The organism is Candidatus Terasakiella magnetica (assembly GCF_900093605.1).
Classification (GTDB): Bacteria; Pseudomonadota; Alphaproteobacteria; order Rhodospirillales; family Terasakiellaceae; genus Terasakiella; species Terasakiella magnetica.
In genome coordinates this window covers 52332-72521 of the sequence record NZ_FLYE01000046.1, presented here as the reverse complement: position 1 = coordinate 72521, position 20190 = coordinate 52332, and the positions used below count along the sequence as shown (strand labels likewise).

Annotated in this window: 14 protein-coding genes; 3 read left to right on the top strand and 11 right to left on the bottom strand. The window is 47.4% G+C overall.

Annotation, left to right across the window (positions count from 1 at the left end; genetic code table 11):
* Positions 1-7 precede the first annotated feature (7 nt).
* Entirely contained in the window at positions 8-1342 is a 1335-nt protein-coding gene (gltX, locus tag MTBPR1_RS14770; RefSeq protein WP_069189797.1) for a glutamate--tRNA ligase, read from the bottom strand.
* Complete coding sequence (locus MTBPR1_RS14765) at positions 1339-2988, bottom strand: NAD+ synthase (protein ID WP_069189796.1); 1650 nt, start codon at positions 2986-2988, stop codon at positions 1339-1341. The genes gltX and MTBPR1_RS14765 overlap by 4 nt, the downstream gene beginning before the upstream one ends.
* Positions 2989-3185: 197 nt before the next feature.
* Here MTBPR1_RS14765 and MTBPR1_RS14760 point away from each other — a divergent pair, with 197 nt between their 5' ends.
* Positions 3186-4880 (top strand): methyl-accepting chemotaxis protein, encoded by a 1695-nt coding sequence (locus tag MTBPR1_RS14760; protein WP_069189795.1) that lies wholly within the window; start codon positions 3186-3188, stop codon positions 4878-4880.
* A 22-nt stretch (positions 4881-4902) separates the two neighbouring features.
* On the opposite strand, the gene MTBPR1_RS14755 is transcribed toward MTBPR1_RS14760, so the two are convergent.
* The 5 genes from MTBPR1_RS14755 to MTBPR1_RS14735 form a co-directional block, all read right to left on the bottom strand.
* The gene (locus MTBPR1_RS14755; protein WP_069189794.1) at positions 4903-5778 is read right to left on the bottom strand and encodes a 50S ribosomal protein L11 methyltransferase; all 876 of its coding nucleotides are present in this window, start codon (positions 5776-5778) and stop codon (positions 4903-4905) included.
* Positions 5779-5829: 51 nt separating this feature from the next.
* Positions 5830-8139, bottom strand: a complete 2310-nt coding sequence (locus MTBPR1_RS14750) for an ATP-dependent helicase (RefSeq protein ID WP_069189793.1) — start codon at positions 8137-8139, stop codon at positions 5830-5832.
* Positions 8140-8203: 64 nt separating this feature from the next.
* Complete coding sequence (locus MTBPR1_RS14745) at positions 8204-9997, bottom strand: chloride channel protein (RefSeq protein WP_083223130.1); 1794 nt, start codon at positions 9995-9997, stop codon at positions 8204-8206.
* A 62-nt stretch (positions 9998-10059) separates the two neighbouring features.
* The gene (locus tag MTBPR1_RS14740; protein WP_083223129.1) at positions 10060-11106 is read right to left on the bottom strand and encodes a GGDEF domain-containing protein; all 1047 of its coding nucleotides are present in this window, start codon (positions 11104-11106) and stop codon (positions 10060-10062) included.
* A gap of 90 nt (positions 11107-11196) precedes the next feature.
* Positions 11197-11676 (bottom strand): thioesterase family protein, encoded by a 480-nt coding sequence (locus tag MTBPR1_RS14735; RefSeq protein WP_069189791.1) that lies wholly within the window; start codon positions 11674-11676, stop codon positions 11197-11199.
* A 111-nt stretch (positions 11677-11787) separates the two neighbouring features.
* Between MTBPR1_RS14735 and MTBPR1_RS14730 the strand changes: the two genes are divergently transcribed.
* Together MTBPR1_RS14730 and MTBPR1_RS14725 are read left to right on the top strand one after the other, a co-directional pair.
* Complete coding sequence (locus MTBPR1_RS14730) at positions 11788-13368, top strand: hypothetical protein (RefSeq protein ID WP_069189790.1); 1581 nt, start codon at positions 11788-11790, stop codon at positions 13366-13368.
* A 4-nt stretch (positions 13369-13372) separates the two neighbouring features.
* A complete protein-coding gene (locus MTBPR1_RS14725) occupies positions 13373-14272 on the top strand; it encodes an ATP-binding response regulator (RefSeq protein WP_069189789.1) in 900 nt (299 codons plus the stop codon).
* 54 nt (positions 14273-14326) lie between these two features.
* Here the strand turns inward: MTBPR1_RS14725 and metH are convergent, their stop codons facing one another.
* Genes metH through MTBPR1_RS14705 form a run of 4 tightly spaced genes read right to left on the bottom strand, consistent with a single transcriptional unit; the run spans position 14327 to position 19936 of the window.
* Positions 14327-16966, bottom strand: coding sequence for a methionine synthase (gene metH, locus MTBPR1_RS14720; RefSeq protein ID WP_069189788.1), 2640 nt, complete (start codon positions 16964-16966; stop codon positions 14327-14329).
* Between the two features lie 9 nt (positions 16967-16975).
* A complete protein-coding gene (locus tag MTBPR1_RS18170; RefSeq protein WP_069189787.1) occupies positions 16976-18043 on the bottom strand; it encodes a homocysteine S-methyltransferase family protein in 1068 nt (355 codons plus the stop codon).
* Complete coding sequence (metF, locus tag MTBPR1_RS14710; RefSeq protein WP_420808129.1) at positions 18043-18954, bottom strand: methylenetetrahydrofolate reductase; 912 nt, start codon at positions 18952-18954, stop codon at positions 18043-18045. The genes MTBPR1_RS18170 and metF overlap by 1 nt, the downstream gene beginning before the upstream one ends.
* Positions 18955-19000: 46 nt before the next feature.
* Complete coding sequence (locus MTBPR1_RS14705) at positions 19001-19936, bottom strand: ArsR/SmtB family transcription factor (RefSeq protein ID WP_069189786.1); 936 nt, start codon at positions 19934-19936, stop codon at positions 19001-19003.
* Positions 19937-20190 lie beyond the last annotated feature (254 nt).

Here is a 20190-nt window from a genome sequence, read left to right as displayed (position 1 = left end):
GTCTGATTTAAGCCGTTTCGCCACGCAAGCGGGCTTCTACTTTTTCACGTCCCAATAGTGGCAGCAAAACGCCAAGCTCCGGTCCATGGTTCATCCCCGTTAAGGCTTGGCGAAGTGGCATGAACAAGCCTTTACCTTTGGCGCCCGTGGCCTCTTTCACTGCATTGGTCCATGTTTTCCATGTGGTGTCATCCCATGTACCTTCTGGCAGAACAGCCATGGCAGCTTTGGCAAAATCAGCATCTTCAATCACAGGGGTAACCTTACCAAAGACGATATCGGCCCAATCTTTGGTGTCTTTAAGGCGTGACAGGTTCGGGCGAACCGCTTCCCAAAATGTTTCATCCGCACCCTCAATATCAAGGCGGGCAGAAGCTGTTGCCCAATCCATGTCATGTAAAAGCTTGGAGTTCAAACGGTCCAGTTCTTTAGAATCAAATTTCGGTGTGCCACGGCCAAAGCTTGCAATATCAAACGACTTAACCAATGCGTCCATATCATCAGTGGCTTCCACATTCTCACTTGTACCAAGGTGAGCCAACAAGCTGTTGATCGCCATGGCTTCCAGACCATCTTCTTTCAGCTCAGCCAATGAAAGGGAGCCGATACGTTTGGAAAGTTTTTCACCTTCTGTACCAGACAGTAGTGGCAGGTGAGCAAATTCTGGGAATTTACCGTCATTCATCACCTTAAACATGGCAATTTGAACCGCCGTGTTTGATACATGGTCTTCCCCGCGCAACACGTGGGTCACATCCATATCGATGTCATCAATGGCAGACGGCATCATATATAAGAATGTCCCATCTGCGCGACGGATCACCGGGTCAGCCAAGTTTGCTGCCAAGAATTTCTTGTCGCCTTGAACCAAATCGGTCCATTCAATATCATCTTGTGGCAATTTAAAGCGCCAGTGTGCTTGACGGCCTTCGCTTTTCAGCTTTTCTTTGGCTTCATCGCTGAGTTCAAGAGCAGAGCGATCATAAATCGGTGGCTTGCCGCGTGAACGCAGGCGCTTGCGCATATAATCAAGCTCTTCAGGCGTTTCATAACAGTCATAAACCAGACCCTTGGATTTCAGGTCTTCAAAAACGTCTTCGTAGCGCTCCATACGGGCAGACTGGTGTTCTTCTTCATCCCAGCTTAAGCCCAACCATGTGAGCCCATCCTTGATGCCTTGTTCATATTCCGGCTTGGAACGTTCTTGGTCGGTATCATCAACACGCAGCAAGAAAGTACCGCCAACGTTGCGGGCGTAAAGATAATTAACCAGTGCCATGCGGGCGTTACCCACGTGCAGCATACCGGTTGGTGAAGGCGCAAAACGTACTTTTAAGGTCATATCAGACTCGTAAAACCATTGGTAAGGGGATAGCGGCGATCACGGCCAAATGCACGTGAGGTAACTTTCACACCCGGAGGGGCTTGACGGCGCTTATATTCAGCACGGTCCAGCAACTTCCAGATACGGCGCACCACATCTGCATCATGACCACAGGCCACTACATCTTCTAGGGAATACTCTTTCTCGATTAAACATTCCAGTATGTCATCAAGAATTTCGTAAGGCGGAAGGCTGTCTTCATCCTTTTGATCAGGGCGAAGCTCAGCCGAAGGCGGCTTGGAAATCACATTATCGGGCATAACACGCCCAGCAGGGCCCAAGCAGCCCGCAGGTTTATGGTCATTGCGCCATTTACAAAGGGCAAAGACCGTCATTTTATAAACGTCTTTTAAAACAGAATAGCCACCACACATGTCACCATAAATCGTGGCATAGCCCACCGACATTTCAGACTTGTTGCCCGTGGTTAAAAGCATATGGCCAAACTTGTTAGAGAGCGCCATCAACAACAAACCACGTGCGCGTGATTGAATATTTTCTTCTGTTATGTCTTTGTCGCGCCCCTCAAAGAGAGGCGAAAGCATGGTATCATAAGCCTGCATCACAGGTTCAATAGACACACTGTCATACTCCACGCCTAGATACTGGGCACAACCCTTGGCATCCTCAAGGCTTTCTTGTGAGGTATAAGGTGAAGGCATCATCACGCATTTTACACGATCGGCCCCCAAAGCATCTACGGCGACGGCTGCTGAGATCGCACTATCAATCCCGCCTGAAAGCCCAAGGACTACACCGGGAAATCCATTTTTATTCACATAATCGCGCAAGCCCAAAACCATGGCCTGATAGATGGCCTCTAAGCCTTCACTATCTTCATCTTGCGGGCCTTGAATAATCCCATCGTTAGTGAGGGTGACAAGGCTGAGTTCTTCATCCCAATGTTTCATCAGGCAGACACGTTCGCCCTCAGGACACATGACAAAAGAAGCCCCATCAAACACCAATTCGTCCTGCCCACCGACTTGATTGACATAGACAAGCGGCACACCTGCTTCTTGGGTGCGCATTTTAGCAAGGTCATAACGCAAGGACGGTTTATCTGCTTCAAAGGGAGAGCCATTGAGCACCAGTAGCATTTCTGCGCCCTGATATTTCAAATCTGCCGTCACATCTTCAAACCACATATCTTCGCAGATCATCGCGCCCAGCTTATGGCCTTTAAAATTGATGATACGGCTATCACGCCCTTCTTCAAAAAAGCGGATTTCATCAAATACGCCGTAATTGGGCAAATGACGCTTGGTCACCACATCGGTGATCTCGCCATCAACAATCATCAAGGCACTGTTATAAAGCTTGCCTTCAATGCGCCAAGGTGTCCCCAGCAAGACAGCTGTATCACAGCCCTTTGTGCTTTCAATAAAGCCATTAACTGCTGTTTCAACTTCATCTTGAAAAGCAGGTTTGAGCACCAAATCTTCGGGGGGATAGCCTGTACTGAGAAGTTCTGACGTCACCAACAGGTCGGCCTTTTGATCAACAGCCTTATCAAAGGCCGTTTTTAACAGGCTCATATTATGATGAATGGCCCCAACAGTCGGGTTGAGCTGAGCCAGTGCAAGTGTCAGTGAAGCAGTCATTTTTTATGGTTCTGAAAGAAATCAAAAATCGTTGGGCAACCTACGCAGACTTTTGCTCAATGTCAATGAAACTGCGAGATTGATTCATCTTCCTTACAATTTATTACAAAGCTCATCTTGCATATAAGAAGTTGATAAAATAATTTGTTCGCCAAGCAAACAATAGCGCTATTGTAATCGACAAAAGAGGTAGAGCCATGAAAAACTGGAGCATTACAAAGAAACTGCTGGTTTCTCCAGTGATTTTCACCATCGCATTGATCTTTTTATCCTGGTTATCATTTACTGGTGTTCAAACCATTCGCACCACCATGGATGAACTGTTTAATGAAAATACAGCCAAGGTCGTTAAGGCCCTTGATTTTCAAGAATCCTTAAGTGAGCTCAACGGTGGTCTCTTTCGTATGATCAGCTGGGGTGCCAGCAATATGACCGATGAAGAATCGCTCAACGCCATGCGCGCATCGCTGAAATCTAACCTCAACGGCTTAAAGATTGACCTCAGACTTCTTTCTGAAAAACACCCGTTTGTTGGAGAAGAAAAGAAAACCGTCGATAAAATCATCACCTTGTTTGACCAATATACAACGGCTGCAATAGACGTTATTGAAACATCTGAAAGCGATGCTTCCATGGCTGTCATCTATATGTTTGAAGCAGATGATCTATTCTCCCAAGTTAACCAAAGCGTTGCCTCACAGGTTGAAAAATGGCGCGAAGAAGCTGATGCCCAGTTTGAAAGTGCCAATGACAGTATTGAACAAACCATTCAAGCCGATGCCATTATTCTGGTAATTGTTCTCATCGGTGTTTTCGCTATTGCTTTGTTGGTGGCAGGCAGTATTTCACGCCCGGTTCGTTTTATGACAAAAACCATGCAATCACTGGCAAATGGTGATTTAAACGTCACCATCCCTGATGATGAGCGCCGTGACGAAGTTGGTGAAATGGCCGCAGCCCTCAGCGTCTTTAAAGACAATCTGGTTGAAATGGATACCATGCGCACACAGCAGGAAACTGAGCGTCAAAAACGTGAAGAAGAAAACCGCCAGCAGATGATGAACCTTGCCAACCATCTGGAAAGCTCAGTCTCCACTGTCATTGGTAGCCTTGGTGAAAAGACAGGTGATATCCTGAGTGTTGCCAGTGCAAATGGTCGCAGCTCATCTGATAATGAGACCAGCCAATCCATGGAAGTTGCTGAAGCCTCAGAGCGCACAACAACCAATGCCGATACGGTCGCTGCTGCCACTTCACAGCTGTCATCTGCCATTAGTGAAATCGGTCAACAAGTTACTCACTCAACCGATATTGCCAATCAAGCGGTCAATAAAGCCACAGATGCCAATGATAAAGTTAATGGTTTGGCAGAAGCAGCCCAACGCATCGGTGAGGTGGTAAGCCTGATTACCGATATTGCAGAACAGACCAACCTTCTTGCCCTGAACGCCACGATTGAAGCAGCACGCGCAGGTGATGCGGGCAAGGGCTTTGCCGTTGTGGCAAGTGAAGTGAAAAACCTTGCCAATCAAACCGCAAGTGCCACAGACGAAATCGCAAAACAGATCAATGCCATCCAAGGTGCAACAGGCGAAGCGGTTGATGCCATTGCCGATATCTCAACAACCATTCACCAGATCGACCAGATTGCAGCGGCCATTGCGGCTTCTGTTGAAGAACAAGATGCCACGACGCGTGATATTGCTGAAAATGTGCAAAATGTATCACGTGATGCCCAGGCCGTAGCTGAGCGTATTGTGAATATGACAAGAAATGCTGCACAATCGCACAACACCGCCATTCAAGTCACATGGGCGGCTGAAGACTTAAAAAAACCAACCGACCTTTTACACGAAGAAGTCAACGGGTTCTTAGGGAGCATTCGTACATAGAAAGCGTGGGGTTTGATGCTGGTTAGCCTTTGCGCAAAACCAGCGTCTGCCAACCATCAACCTTGATGCGCTCAACAAGGCGCAGACCATGACAGCGGTGTGCGGCAAATACCCAGTTGGCATCGCGCTCTAAAAAACCTGCCAAAACAGCAAAGCCGCCGGGTTGCAAATTTTTTGCCAAATCCTTTGCCATGGCAGACAAAGGACGCGCAAGAATATTGGCCATAATCAAGTCATAGGGGCCATTGCGCGCAACTGACGGTGTGCCATAACCATCACCACAGACAGGCAGGATATAACTGCCCACGCCATTGACCTCGGCATTATATTTCGCCACATCAACGGACTGGGCATCAATATCACTGGCAACGACTGGCGCGCTCCATGTTTTGGCAATCGCCATGGCGAGGATCGCAGACCCACAGCCCATATCCAGCGGCTGGCTGAATTTATAGCGTTTTGACAAACGGTCCAAGGCCTGTAAACACCCGTTTGTAGAGGCATGTTCGCCTGTGCCAAATGCCGTTGCGGCCTCAACCTTCAACGCGATTTTACCTGCGGGTAAAGGGCCTTGAAAATGCGAGCCATAAATGAAATAGCGACCAATAGAAAGCGGTGGGTATTTGCGGGCATATTCTGCCAGCCAATCTTTATTTTCCACCTCAGTTATCGTCACCTCAGGCACCTCAACACCCATGCGCTTTGCAACCAGGCCAACCGACGCCCGCAACGCGGCTTCATCAGGTTTCACATCTGCATAAGCTTCAAGGCGTTGGGCTAGTTCGTCATCATCCAGATACTGGGTCACCGCTGCGCAATAATCTTCCAACGCATATTCAAATGCATCAGCCAGCTCTGGCGTTACAGCCACATCAACGCGCCACAATATATCGGACATTTATTTCTTCCCTTTTGTCAGGCCATACTCAAACAAGGCTGACAGTTATGATCAAACTTTCTCGACAAAACTGTCGATCACTTTTTTGCGCCCACCTTTGGCAAAGGCGATATCAAGCTTATTACCATCAACGTTAAGCACAACGCCAGTGCCAAATTTACCATGGCGCACATGATCACCTTTTCTAAAGCCGCCATCTGGCGCATCAGAAACACTTACATCATAAGCATCAATGGTGATGAGTTTCTCTTTACGGCTTTCACGCTCTCCACGATAGGTAAAACGTTGCTGGTTGCGATCATTAAAACCACCAAAACCGTAATTTCCACCGCCGTACTCACCAGAGGGTGTACCGGTTTCCCCACCTGTTTCAATATGTTGATCAGGTAGCTCATCGACAAAACGTGACGGCAACATATCGTTATATTGCCCGAAAATACGACGGCGCAATGCATAGGAAATAATGGAGCGTTTGCGCGCGCGCGTGATACCCACATAGCCTAAGCGGCGTTCTTCTTCCAGCGCGCTATTGCCTGACTCATCAAGGGCACGCTGATTTGGAAAAGTGCCTTCTTCCCAACCGGGCAAAAACACATTGTCAAATTCCAGCCCCTTGGCAGCATGGAGCGTCATGATGGTCACTTTGGCATCATCGCCTTTTTCCTGTACTTCCATCACCAAGGAGACATGCTCTAAAAACTCATCAAGGCTTTCAAATTCCTTCAGGCCAGAAACCAGTTCTTTTAAGTTATCCACGCGGCCTTGGGCCTTAACATCCTTGCCCTTTTTCGATTCTTGAACGCGCCAATCCATATAACCGGACTCATCAAGCACCTGACCGACAAGTTCATCCACATCCAAGCCGTCTTTTAGCTTGCGCCATGTATCAAACTCCATGAGAAGCTCACGCAAACCTGAACGGGCCTTCGCACTTAACTCATCAGTTTCCACCAAGGTGACCGCGGCTGAATAAAGTGACACCTGATTGATACGGGCATATTCCATCAGGGTTTGTAAGCCCTTGGTCTTTGCCCCAAAACCCCGTGCGGGCTTATTAATAATGCGCTCCAAAGCCAAACTGTCATTGGGCTGATTAACCACACGCAAATAGGCCAGCGCATCGCGGATTTCTTCACGCTCATAAAAACGCAAGCCCCCAACAACTTTATAAGGCAGGCCAAGGGTGATCATGCGCTCTTCAAACTCGCGGGTTTGAAAACCTGCGCGCACCAAAATGGCAATTTCATTCAGGCTTTGGCCCTTGCGTTGCAAAGCTTCTATTTCATCACCAACAAAGCGTGCTTCAGACTCTCCATCCCACAGGCTTTCCACCCGCACCTTGATAGGGTCTTCATCTTTAAGCTGGGGATGAAGCGTCTTGCCCAAACGATCTTCGTTATAAGAAATCAGGCCCGAGGCCGCCCCAAGGATATGTTCAGTTGAACGGTAATTACGCTCTAACCGGATAACTTTAGCACCGGGGAAGTCTTTTTCAAATTTCAGGATATTGGTGACTTCAGCCCCACGCCAGCTATAGATCGACTGATCATCATCGCCCACACAACAGATGTTTTTATGTTGCTTGGCAAGTAGGCGCAGCCAGAGATATTGTGACACGTTGGTATCTTGATATTCATCCACCAAAATATAGCGAAAACGGCGCTGATACTGTTCTAAAATTTGTGGCTGCTCGGAAAAGATGGTGAGTACATGAAGCAATAGATCACCAAAATCGCAGGCGTTATTCAGCTGTAAACGTTCCTGATAAATTTTATAAATCCGCGCAGCATGTCCATCTGCAAACGCAGCGCCTTCACTTGGGGAGACTTTATCCGGTGTCAGGCCGCGATCTTTCCAACGTTGGATCACCCCCATGAGGTTGCGCGCCGGATTTTTCTTTTCATCGACACCTTCGGCTTCCATGATCCGCTTTAACAGCCTGATCTGGTCATCCGTATCAATGATAGTGAAGTTTGAGGTCAGCCCGACAACTTCGGCATTGGCGCGCACCATGCGTGCCGCCAGCGCATGAAACGTGCCCAGCCACCAGCCTTCAACCGGGCGACCCAAGATACTACCAACCCGTTCCTTCATTTCCATGGCGGCCTTGTTGGTAAAGGTCACTGCCATGATCTCGCCCGCATAGGCCAAGCCGCAATCCATGATATGGGCCAAGCGTGTGGTGAGAACACGGGTTTTCCCCGTTCCTGCACCAGCCAAGACCAAGACAGGGCCGTCTGTCACCTCAACAGCCATACGCTGTTCTGGGTTTAGGGCGCTCACATAAGGCGGTAGGCCTTGGGGAACATTGGGTTCCGCAGGCTCTAAATGCTCATCATTAAATTCAAATGGATCGTTCATACGTCTGGTTATAACACCAGATTTCAAAGAAACAAAGAGAGAACAATTGTTTTTTTAAGACGAATTAGCCGCCATGTTCCTGCTTGCGTTTTTTCAGCAGTTCCTCGTTATAGGCATTCATCACTTCACGCTCTTCAATACAGCCCACATACGCGCGTCCCTCATCCGGGTTCACCACAGCGATTTGATGATAAGGCACTTCTTCCAAAATTCCTTGGGCCACATCCAGCGTATCAGATATTTGAATCACGGGCGGTCGGGTATCGGCAATATCAGCAGCGATTACCAGATCATCCAGATTGCCCTCAAAGGCATCTTCTGGCAAATGCTCCCACGTGATCACCCCATAAAGACGTCGATCATGGGCAATGACATAAACAAGCCCGCCCGGTGCGCGCAGCAGTTTTTTGCGAATATGGGGCAAATGCGCATCAACGCTTACATAGGTTCCTTCTTGTTTGAGAATATCACTGACCTTTACTTGCTGTAACAGGAGGCCACTAACATTATTCATCAAATCAAGGCCACGGGCTTTAAGCTGTTCTAAGAAGAAAGATTGACGATCCATCTGGTCATTGACCAACGTCGCCATTACACAGCCACACATAACCGCAATGGTCAGGGAGTAATCCCCTGTCAGTTCAAACACAATCAGGGTTGTTGAAATCGGCGCGCCCAAAACGGCTGCGGCCATGGCCGCCATACCGATAAGGGAATAGGCACTCGCACCTGAGGAAAGATCAGGATAAAGCGAAGTTGCCATGGTCCCATAGGTGCCGCCCAACATGGCCCCAATAACAAGGGCCGGGCTAAACACACCACCGCCAAAGCCAAAGCCAAGCGAGATCACCGTTGCCAAAAATTTAAAGGCGAAAAGACCAAACAACAAAGCCAGCCCATATTGGCCTTTCAACGCATTGTCGGTCGCTTCATAACCCACACCTAACACTTCGGGAAACCAAAGGGCGATTAAGCCAACGCAAAAGCCCCCAAGTGCGGGCTTATACCATTGCGGCCCGGGGAGTTTCTCCGTCTGGCTTTGGGTTTTTAAAATTGCACGCACAAATAAAATGCCCACAAGCCCACTGGCAATGCCAAGCCCGACAAAGGCGGGAAATTCCAGATATGAGCCTAACTCATAAGCTTTAAGCTCAAAAGCCGTTACATTCCCCACCACCTGATGGGCCACCACCGTTCCCGATACACTGGCAATCACCACAGGTGCAAAGGCTTTTAAGGCATAATGCGATAAGATAACTTCTTGGGCAAAAAGCGCCCCGGCAATGGGCGCGTTAAAAGAGGCTGAAACAGCAGCCGCCACCCCACAACCCAAAAGCACACGGGTGTTAGAGCGCGACATTTGCAGTTTATCTGATGCCCATGAGGCAAAGGTCGCCCCCATATGAACCGCAGGGCCTTCACGCCCGACCGAGGCACCACAGGCAAGGGAAAAAGTACTGGCAAAAAGGGCGACAACACCTTCTTTTAAAGACATTTGCCCACCGCCAACTTCACAAGCCGCAATCACATCTGCGGGGCCTTTAGGTTTACCACCGGGCATAAAATAATACAGCAGCAACCCCACACCCAAACCGCCAACGGTTGGGATCATCACCACTTTCCATGCGGGTAAGGCGCGAATATATTCTGTAATCCAAGCTCCACTTATGCCCAAAAATAGCGATTGGAAAAAATCGATCTTTTCAACGAATAGAATAGCTAAGGAACCGACACAGCCCCCAATGACAACAGCCAATAAGGTCATGACAAGCTGATCGTTTTTCACCAGCTTGCGCATAAACAAAATAAAAGGACTTGGCCTGTTGCGACCTTGGCTCACCAAAACGCCTCCACTCATAGCAGTTTTCACAGGCTATCATGAAGCAGAAGAGTTAACGTAAAGTTTGCAGCAGCGTTTTTTTAAGCGACAGAATCTTTAAGATCGACTTGCGTGAGAACCTGATTATAACCATTGCGCATGGCCTCTTGTAAGGCGTGATCTGCACGCACCAACAACTGGCTGATCGGTTCACCATATTCAAAGGTTGCAACCCCTGCCGACATGGTAATTTTACCAAGGCGCTCGCCTGTCGCGCGGTTAATCACGTTTTTAGAACTCACCCGTTTACAGATATTTTCAGCCAGTTTCATGGCATTATCCAAACTGGTGCGTGGTAAAATCACACTAAACTCATCCCCACCGTAACGTGCAGCCGTATCTTGACCTTTAATACATTCAGCAATCGTTACCGCAACCAGCTTTAACACCTGATCGCCAACCTGATGTCCATGATGTTCGTTAAAGCGCGCAAAATGATCCACATCAATCATCATCAAAGCAAGCTCTTCCCCATTTGCCATGGCATTCATGGAAGATTTGCGCAATTCAAGGTCAAATAATTTGCGGTTTGCAATGCCAGTTAAGCCATCGGTCATGGCTTCACGGCGCATACGCTCCAGGTCTTCTTTAAGTTCATCAATTTCCTTGATGGAAGATTTTAGCTCGTCTTCTAATGCGGAATTATGCTCAAGCACATTGCCGATACGGCCATTAAGGCTATCCACAATTGCTGTCATATCATTTGCTTGATCGCCTTGAGCAAGCTTTTCCTGAAAATTACGCAAATCCGAATCCAACATGGCGTAATTATCTTCTGCCCCATCAAGGGCAGTCACAATACGCGCCAGCTCGCCTTCCATGCGTGCGGTGGTGTCATGCAGAATTGCGCTTTCCTGATCCAAGGTGAAGAATTTCTGGAAAATTTCAGAGTTACGCGTTTCGCTAAAGGCCTGCTGATTGTCCAACAAAATATCGAGCGTGCGTTTCAAATCAGGGTAAGTACCGCTGTAATAATGAAACCAAACCGTAAAATTATTCGGGTTTGCAGGAACACCGATATCACGCATCTTGGCAATCGCCTGATTGGCGTATTCAAGGGCCTGATCAATATTTTCAGTATATTCCACGCTTACTCTCCACTCGCAACCTTTCGGTACCTATACTTAAGTATAGATATTTAGGCCATGACTCCAAGCAAAAAACTGAAATTCTAGATATTAGAATTTATTATGCAGTTTCTGAATGGCCCGCGCGCAATAATCCGGAACGCCATTTTGCAAAGATTTTTCAACCCCTGTCTTAATCGCGTTGCGATGTTCAAGCGGAATTTCCGCTGTTTTGCGCCGCTCCATATCCACATGCAGTGCCATAACTTCATTACCTGCACATCTATCTTTGCCGTCTTTTACATACATTTCATGAGAGATGTGCAAGCGCTTGGTGTCATAACCTATCAATTTAGTTTTGACTACTAACAAATCGTCTTTTTTCACTTCACGCTCGTAAACCACATGCGATTCGGCAACAAAAAAGGTGTTATTTTCAGCCTCACGGTAAGCTTCTCCCATACCCAGTGCCTCAAGTGCACCATCTGTTGCATGATCAAAAACCAAAACGTAATAGGCCACATTCATATGGCCATTATAATCAATCCACTCGGGCTGAACGCTTTCTTCATGCAAGATAAATTCACACATTTTAATATACCCTCTCTACAGCCGTAAAAAGACGTGATAGGCTGTTGATATTTCTTATGGAAAACACCATACTTTTGTTTGCTGGTGAGAAGAAAGGGTTTAAAAAAGGCAATGCGAAAAAAGCTGAAAACACTCGCTTTGATCTCTGGCATTTTCTTGCTGCCTTTAACAGCCTGCAAGGAACCTGAAATTGAGCAAGCCAAGCTTCCTGTTAAAGAGGTTTTTCAGCCTGAAAAAGCCCAACAGCTTGCCATAAAGCGCATTGCCAGCATTGATGTAAACAGTGCGCCCATTGCGACAAATAGCGATTATCTGCGCATTATGGCCACACCGGACTTACAACCGAAATCACCTGATGCCTTTCTTTCTGGCCTGACCTCAGATAAAACCCAATCGGTCGTCCTGTTGGCCCATATCGGAAATGGCGAAGCCTTAAAACTTCCGCCCGTGCCGCTGTTTATTTTTGATAAGCAAGATGATAAATGGAAAAACATCTTTCAGGCCTCTGGTAACCTCACACCTTATTTTGTTGCCCAGCGCGCAGCCCTAACAGTAGATATCGAGATTGTTTTACTTAAAGATAAACTCACAGGTCTTTCAAAAGATGCCCATGAGCTTATCCAGTCTTATGCCAACAGCTTGCCGCTTTATTCCAAAGAACAGGCCCATCAGATCTCAACATTGGCAGACGCCTTTGCCCAGCGCATTGCCCTTGTGGAAGAAGCCTCTTTAAAAGAAGTTGCCCATTCCACCATTTCCTATCTGGAAAATTTCGCCACCGCCTTAAACTTCATCGCCCCGATGGGGGATATTGCCCTAAGCACTCTGTTATCCGTTGAAGGCAAAATCAGCGTTTTACCCCTGCATCACAACAAGCCGCCCCTTTATGATGAGCTTTTAAATTATAAAGTCAGCAACCTTAGCCCACGTGAAGCCTTAAGCGACCTTGAAAGCGTTTTCTGGAGTGTGCCTGTTGAGGCTCTGCGTTCAAGCTGTCGCGCCATTCAAGGGGCTTTACAAGAACGCCTTGGCCTTTCTCTTCGTGATAGCACGCTGGTTTTATGGCGCATGATGCAGGCCCATGCCCTTTTTGCCAAAGAGACCGATTACATCACCCAATGTAGTGGTATTGATAGTGCAGCGCGGCTTGAAGAAGCAGGGTTTAGCTTGCCCTCACCCAAACAAGGGCGCACGAGCCGCACAAAAACAAAAACCATGAACAAGGCACTCAGCAGCATAGCCAGCCTTGTTAAAAATCAAAAAGACAGCGGCTATACCCGCTTGGCTAAAATGATGACCGACAAGCTCGTGGTGCGCGATGAAGCCCGCTTGCTGTTTCCTGCCCAATCAGGCCAATTGATCAATGCAACAAACGATGTGGTCGCCCCAAGCCTTTCAAATACAGATGCTGCTGAATATCTCATGATGCTGCCCATAAAATCTTATGGCTGTTACAGCCGGGGCCGGGGTCAAAGCGGGGACCATCGCACCACCTTGGTTCAGCTGGAAAATGATCCCAACTTATGGCAGCTTGATTTTGCCTTTGATCAATCAGACAAAATTAACGCCATTCAGTTACGCAAGCCCTCTCAAGTAGATTTCTGTCGGGCCGTTGGCGGGCGCACCTCCTCCAACCGATGTGCTTTTTCAGGCAAATCTTTCCCCGGTCTTTCTTCAGATAGGTGCGGATAAAAACATGGTTTCTTCCCTCATCAAAATTCTTGTCGTTGACGGCGATCCATACGCACAGAATTTGCTTGCCGATCAATTGACAGATAAGAAACATCAACTGAGTTTTTTTGAAACAGGAAAAAAAGCGCTTAATGAGCTCAACACGCATCCCGAACGTTATGATGTGGTGATTATCGATTTTGATCTCTGTGAAGAAATGAGCGACCTGCAGTGTCTTCATGCCATTAAGGATGATGAGAAATTCATTCATCTGCCAGTGATCATTAAAACAGACAATCACAATATTACATTCATCAGTGATGCCCTGTCTGCGGGTGCATTTTACTTCCTTGAAAAATCAACCGACAAAAAAGTCGTTCAATCCCTTGTTCATTCAGCCAAAAAACATAAAGAGCAAAGTGAGCATAATGATTTCAAACACGCCCAAGCGCGCAAAGGGATCAAATTTGCAAAAAATGCCTCTTTTGCCATTCGCACCCTTGATGAGATGGAACAGCTCACCAGCCTGCTCTGTTGTGCTTATCCTGAGCCCGAGAGTGTCAATCTTGGTATTCATGAGCTTTTGACCAATGCGATTGAGCATGGCAATCTCGGTTTGGAATATCAGAAGAAAAGCCAGCTGGTGCTGGATAACGACTGGCAAAATGAAATATACCGTCGCCTGAACCTGCCTGAAAATATCAATAAATTTGTTGAGGTTGAACTCACCATTACCGACAAAGAAATTGAGCTTGTCATTACAGACCAAGGCAAGGGCTTTAGATCAGAAAGCTATATGGAAATTGACCCGTGTCGCATGTTTGATGCTCATGGTCGCGGCATTGCCATGGCCTTGCAAATCTCTTTTGACGAGGTCGAATATATTGGCTGTGGCAATCAGGTGCGCACGGTTGTAAAACTCTAATCCTTCAAAACGGGTAAATAAAAAAGGGGAACCAAATGGCTCCCCTTTTTTGTCTTATTTAGGATCATACCCCAAAACCGGGGAAAGCAATCTTTCAGCTTGTGCCAGATTGATGTCTTTGCGACGTGCGTAATCTTCAACCTGATCTTTTTCAACCCGACCCACACCAAAATATTTGGCTTCAGGATTGGCGAAATAGAACCCGCTGACCGCAGCCGTTGGCATCATGGCATAACCGTCTGTCAGCTCAATGCCCGCTTCTTTTTCAGCATCCAGAAGCTTAAACAATGTTTCTTTTTCTGAATGTTCAGGACAGGCCGGATACCCCGGTGCCGGACGAATGCCGCTATATTCTTCCTTAATCAAAGCTTCATTGGCTAAGCCCTCATCTGAAGCATAGCCCCAGAAATCTTTGCGCACACGCTCATGCATACGCTCAGCAAAGGCTTCAGCCAGACGATCAGCCAAAGCTTTTAACAAGATAGAGCGATAGTCATCATGGGCGGCCTCAAACTCAGCCAATTTGCTTTCAATGCCATGACCTGCTGTAACCGCAAAACCACCGATATAATCTTCCCCGCTTGGCGCGATATAATCAGCCAGACAGTTATCATAACGCCCCTCTGCTTTGGGGATTTGCTGGCGCACCATATGCAAACGTGCCAGATCCTCAGAACGTGCTTCATCCTTAAACAGGCGAATGCTGTCATCTTCTGTTGAATTCGCAGGCCAGAAACCAATAACACCCTTAGCTGTCAGCCATTTCTCAGAAATGATCTGCTTGAGCATATCTTGGGCATCTTTAAACAGATTGGTTGCGGTTTCGCCCACAACTTCATCTTCAAGGATTTTCGGATAATTACCAGCCAGCTCCCACGTGCGGAAGAACGGCGTCCAGTCAATACGTTCCACCAGATCATCCAGCGGATAATCCTCAAATGTTTTTGTGCCCAAGAAAGACGGTTTTACCGCCTTAAACGCATCCCAATCAATAGGCTGCTTGGCTTTGCGGGCATCATCAATGGAAATCTTGTTGCCCTTGTTTTGCTTTTTCGCCCGGGCTATGCGTGTTTGCTCATATTCAGCATCCAGATTAGCCACAAACGCGTCACGCTTTGTCTCAGACAACAGGTTCGAGCAAACCCCAACAGCACGCGAAGCATCCAGCACATGCACCGTTGGATGCCCATAACTTGGATCAATTTTCACAGCCGTATGGACTTTAGAGGTGGTCGCCCCGCCAACCAATAGCGGAATGTTCATATCCAGACGCTTCATCTCGCGCGCCACATTCACCATTTCTTCAAGCGATGGTGTGATCAGCCCAGAAAGACCGATAATATCCACATTGTGTTTTTTGGCTTCGTCCAAAATAGTTTGGGTTGGCACCATCACACCAAGGTCGATGACTTCAAAGTTGTTACATTGCAAGACAACGCCCACGATATTTTTACCGATATCATGTACATCACCCTTCACCGTCGCCATCAAAACCTTACCAGCAGATTCTGATCCGGCTTCTTTACCGTCTTCAATATATGGCATGAGGTAGGCCACAGCCTTTTTCATCACGCGGGCTGATTTCACCACTTGGGGCAAAAACATCTTACCTGCACCAAACAGATCACCCACCACGTTCATACCGTCCATCAAGGGACCTTCGATCACCTCAATCGGTTTATCAAACATCTGGCGGGCTTCTTCGGTATCTTCGGTGATGAATTGATCCATCCCTTTAACCAAAGCAAAAGATAAGCGTTCTGCCACAGGCTTTTCACGCCAAGACAGGTCCGTTGCCGCCGCTTTTGAGCCGCCCTTGCCTTTATATTCATCAGCAACTTCTAAGAGGCGGTCTGTGGCATCGTCGCGTTTGTTAAGAATAACATCTTCAACGCGCTCACGCAGATCAAGGGGAATTTCATCATAAACTTCCAGCTGAGCTGGGTTAACAATGCCCATATCCATACCCGCCTGAATGGCGTGATACAAAAAGACCGAATGCATGGCTTCGCGCACCGGATTGTTCCCGCGAAACGAAAAAGACACATTTGATAAGCCGCCAGAAATATGACAATGCGGGCATTGTTCACGAATGATGCGTGTGGCCTCAATGAAATCCACCGCATAATTGTTATGTTCTTCAATGCCCGTTGCAACGGCAAAGATGTTGGGATCAAAGATAATATCTTCAGGGGGAAAACCAACTTCATTGACCAAAACATCATAAGAGCGTTTACAAATCTCGACCTTGCGCTCTTTGGTATCGGCCTGCCCATCTTCATCAAAGGCCATAACCACAACAGCTGCGCCATAGCGTTTGATTTTCTTGGCATGATCAACGAACTGTTCTTTTCCCTCTTTCAAGGAAATGGAGTTCACAACGGCCTTACCCTGCACACATTGCAGGCCTGCTTCAATGACCGACCATTTAGAACTATCAATCATCACAGGAACACGTGCGATATCCGGTTCTGCCGCAATCAGATTTAAGAAACGCACCATGGCTTTCTCACTATCAAGCATGGCGTCATCCATGTTGATATCGATGATATTGGCACCGTTTTCGACCTGCTGCAAAGCCACACTGAGGGCTTCGTCATATTGTTCTTCAGCGATCAGTCGTTTAAATTTTGCCGAGCCCGCAACGTTTGTGCGTTCCCCGACATTGATAAATGTTGCTTGTTGAGTTGTCATTTTATTCTCTTAGGACGCAATGTTAAAAGGCTCAAGACCCGAAAGACGCATTTTCACGTCCAGCTCTGGTACAGCGCGTGGGGTAATGCCACTAACCGCCTCGGCAATGATCTTAATGTGCGCCGGGCTTGTGCCACAACAGCCCCCAACGATATTAATCAAGCCACTTTCAGCCCATTCTTTTAAGGCCTCACCCATCTGTTCGGGTGTTTCATCATAACCACCCATCTCGTTTGGCAAGCCCGCATTTGGATAGGTTGAGACACGCACTTCAGACACTTGAGACAAAGCTGCGATATGCGGGCGCATCAAATCAGCGCCTAACGCACAGTTCAACCCAACAGAAAATGGGTTTACATGGCGAACAGAATTCCAGAATGCTTCTGCCGTTTGCCCAGAAAGGGTACGCCCTGAGGCATCGGTCAAGGTGCCGGAAATCATAATCGGCACGCTCCAGCCCTGCTCATCAAACAGCTCTTCAATAGCAAACAGTGCCGCCTTGGCATTAAGCGTATCAAAGATGGTTTCAACGATCAGCAAATCAGCCCCGCCTTCAAGCAAGCCTTTGGCCGCAGATTTATAGGCAATGCGCAACTCATCAAAGGAAACGTTGCGATAGCCCGGATCATTCACATCAGGTGAGATGGAACATGTGCGGTTTGTCGGCCCCATGGCCCCTGCGACAAGACGGATGCGATCAGGTGTTTTAGCACTCATTTCATCGGCTGCCTCACGGGCAATGCGCGCACTTTCAACATTCATCTCATAAGCAAGCTCTTCCATGGCATAATCAGCTTGCGCAATGGTTGTGGATGAAAAGGTGTTGGTGCCCAAGATATCTGCACCAGCTTCTAAATATTCCGTATGGATTTCCTTGATGACTTGGGGCTTGGTGATGGAGAGAAGGTCATTATTGCCCTTCACATCTTGAGCCCACTCAGCACAACGCTCCCCACGATAATCAGCCTCTGTTAGGCCATAACGCTGGATCATTGTACCCATAGCGCCATCGAGGATCATAATGCGTTTCTTAGATTCACTTTCCAAGTAAGCCAAACGTTCTTCACGGGTTGTCATTATTTAGTTCCTTTCGGGCGAACACCAAGAACATGGCAGAAAGCATAAGTCAGGTCTGCACGGTTCAATGTATAGAAATGGAAGTCTTTCACGCCATTAGCGTGAAGCACGCGACAAAGCTCTGACGCCACGGTTGCAGCGACCAATTTGCGTGTTTCGGGTTCCTCATCCAAACCACTAAACAGGTCCGCCATCCACGCAGGGACATTGGTTGCACACATGTCTGACATTTTCAAAACCTGCTTGAAGTTGGTCACAGGCAAAATACCCGGAATGATCGGCACCGTCACACCTGCGGCAGCGGCCTTGTCGCGATAGCGCAAGAAGGTTTCAGCCTCAAAGAAATATTGTGTGATAACGCGGTTGGCACCAGCGTCCACTTTTCTCTTTAAGTAATCCAGATCAAACTGCTCACTTGGGGCTTCTGGGTGGTTTTCAGGATAGCCTGCCACGCTGATTTCAAAATCATGGCGTTTTTTAAGCCCTTCAACCAGATCAACCGCATAAGCATAACCATCTGGATGAGGCGTATAAGTTTTATCCCCTTCAGCCGGATCACCGCGCAAGGCCACGATATGACGGATGCCTTCTTCCCAGTAACGGTCCGCGATCTCATCAATCTCGGCCTTAGATGAACCCACACAAGTTAAATGAGCCGCTGCTGTCATGGAGGTTTCTTTTTGAATCCCTACAACCGTATTATGAGTGCGCTCACGCGTGGTACCGCCTGCCCCGTATGTGACAGATACGAATTGGGGACCAAGGGGCTCCAGACGTTTTAAAGAGGCCCAGAGCGTTTCTTCCATCTTTTCAGACTTTGGGGGAAAGAATTCAAATGATACATTCACATCATTTGGTAAAGGGGCTGCAACAGGCAGGCCGCTTAAAATGGCTTTTTGTTCTTCTTTAATCGTCACTTTCGTATTCTCCATCATCTGAAAAGCAGATGTATCTCATTTAATTGTTATCTTTTTTTTCGGCAATCCAGATGGTTACCGTTAATGGGTCGCCCGGTAATTGGCGAACCTGTGAAATATTTAAACCACTTTCCTCACATAAAAGGGAAAGCTCTGTTTCTGAAAAACCAAGACGACGGTGTTGGTATTGGCTTCGCAAATTCTCTTCTTCATGAGGGGCAAAATCAACAATGGCAAGCTTGCCACCGGGGCGCAAAACCCGCGCAGCCTCAATGATGGCGCGCAGCGGTTCATCAGCGTAATGAAGCACCTGATAAATTGTTACAAGGTCAAAGCTTTCGCCACTAAAGGGCACCTGATACATATCGCCTTGGCGCACCGCGCAATTATTAAAGCCGCCTTTTTCTAAATTGGCACGCGCAATGGAAAGCATCTCAGACGAGAGGTCAATTCCCCAGCCTTGTCTAATATGAGGGGAAAACACCTCCATAATGCGCCCTGTTGCCGTACCGATATCAAGAAAATCATAATCAGGTTGTGGTGAAAGCACATCCAGCAAAATCTTTTCAACTTCACCATCGCCGACATGAAGGGCGCGAATTTCTGCCCATTCCTGTGCGATCTCACCAAAATACTCTGTGGCTTTTTGCGCACGTTCGCGCTTGATTTCACCCAAACGTTCACGATCGCGCAAAATAATCTCATCATCTTGGGGAATCATTTCAACAAGCTTGCTGACAAAGGCATTTTCCTCCCCGTCTGGCGCCAAACGATGAAAGACCCAACTGCCTTCACGCAGTCTTTGTAAAAGACCGGCCTCACATAATAATTTTAGGTGACGTGAAACCCGTGGCTGGCTTTGACCTAAGATATGGACGAGTTCAGACACGGTCAGATCACCCTGTGCACACAAGGCCATCACACGCATTCTGGTTGGTTCTCCCAATGCTTTTAAGGCAGAAAGAATTCTATCCATTTAAAACTCGTCTCATCAAAAAACTATATTCAACATATAAAGATATCTTTATATCATTGCAATACAAAAAATCATCTGTTGCACAAAAGCCACACCCTACAGCCTTTGATGTTTTTTAAACCATTTCAAGTACTGGTATTTTGCGTTACGCTATGGTAGTTCAATGGTTGGATTTACGTATGAAAGACAGAATGTCTGTTGGGGTATGCGTGAACTCAATGATAAATACAATTTGATTAAAAATATTTAACTTA

What these genes read in the sequence shown, in the direction of transcription:
- gltX (WP_069189797.1), bottom strand. Translation starts at nt 1,342, where the DNA reads ATGACCTTAAAAGTACGTTTTGCGCCTTCACCAACCGGTATGCTGCAC.
- MTBPR1_RS14765 (WP_069189796.1), bottom strand. Translation starts at nt 2,988, where the DNA reads ATGACTGCTTCACTGACACTTGCACTGGCTCAGCTCAACCCGACTGTT.
- MTBPR1_RS14760 (WP_069189795.1), top strand. Translation starts at nt 3,186, where the DNA reads ATGAAAAACTGGAGCATTACAAAGAAACTGCTGGTTTCTCCAGTGATT.
- MTBPR1_RS14755 (WP_069189794.1), bottom strand. Translation starts at nt 5,778, where the DNA reads ATGTCCGATATATTGTGGCGCGTTGATGTGGCTGTAACGCCAGAGCTG.
- MTBPR1_RS14750 (WP_069189793.1), bottom strand. Translation starts at nt 8,139, where the DNA reads ATGAACGATCCATTTGAATTTAATGATGAGCATTTAGAGCCTGCGGAA.
- MTBPR1_RS14745 (WP_083223130.1), bottom strand. Translation starts at nt 9,997, where the DNA reads ATGAGTGGAGGCGTTTTGGTGAGCCAAGGTCGCAACAGGCCAAGTCCT.
- MTBPR1_RS14735 (WP_069189791.1), bottom strand. Translation starts at nt 11,676, where the DNA reads ATGTGTGAATTTATCTTGCATGAAGAAAGCGTTCAGCCCGAGTGGATT.
- MTBPR1_RS14730 (WP_069189790.1), top strand. Translation starts at nt 11,788, where the DNA reads ATGCGAAAAAAGCTGAAAACACTCGCTTTGATCTCTGGCATTTTCTTG.
- MTBPR1_RS14725 (WP_069189789.1), top strand. Translation starts at nt 13,373, where the DNA reads ATGGTTTCTTCCCTCATCAAAATTCTTGTCGTTGACGGCGATCCATAC.
- metH (WP_069189788.1), bottom strand. Translation starts at nt 16,966, where the DNA reads ATGACAACTCAACAAGCAACATTTATCAATGTCGGGGAACGCACAAAC.
- MTBPR1_RS18170 (WP_069189787.1), bottom strand. Translation starts at nt 18,043, where the DNA reads ATGACAACCCGTGAAGAACGTTTGGCTTACTTGGAAAGTGAATCTAAG.
- MTBPR1_RS14705 (WP_069189786.1), bottom strand. Translation starts at nt 19,936, where the DNA reads ATGGATAGAATTCTTTCTGCCTTAAAAGCATTGGGAGAACCAACCAGA.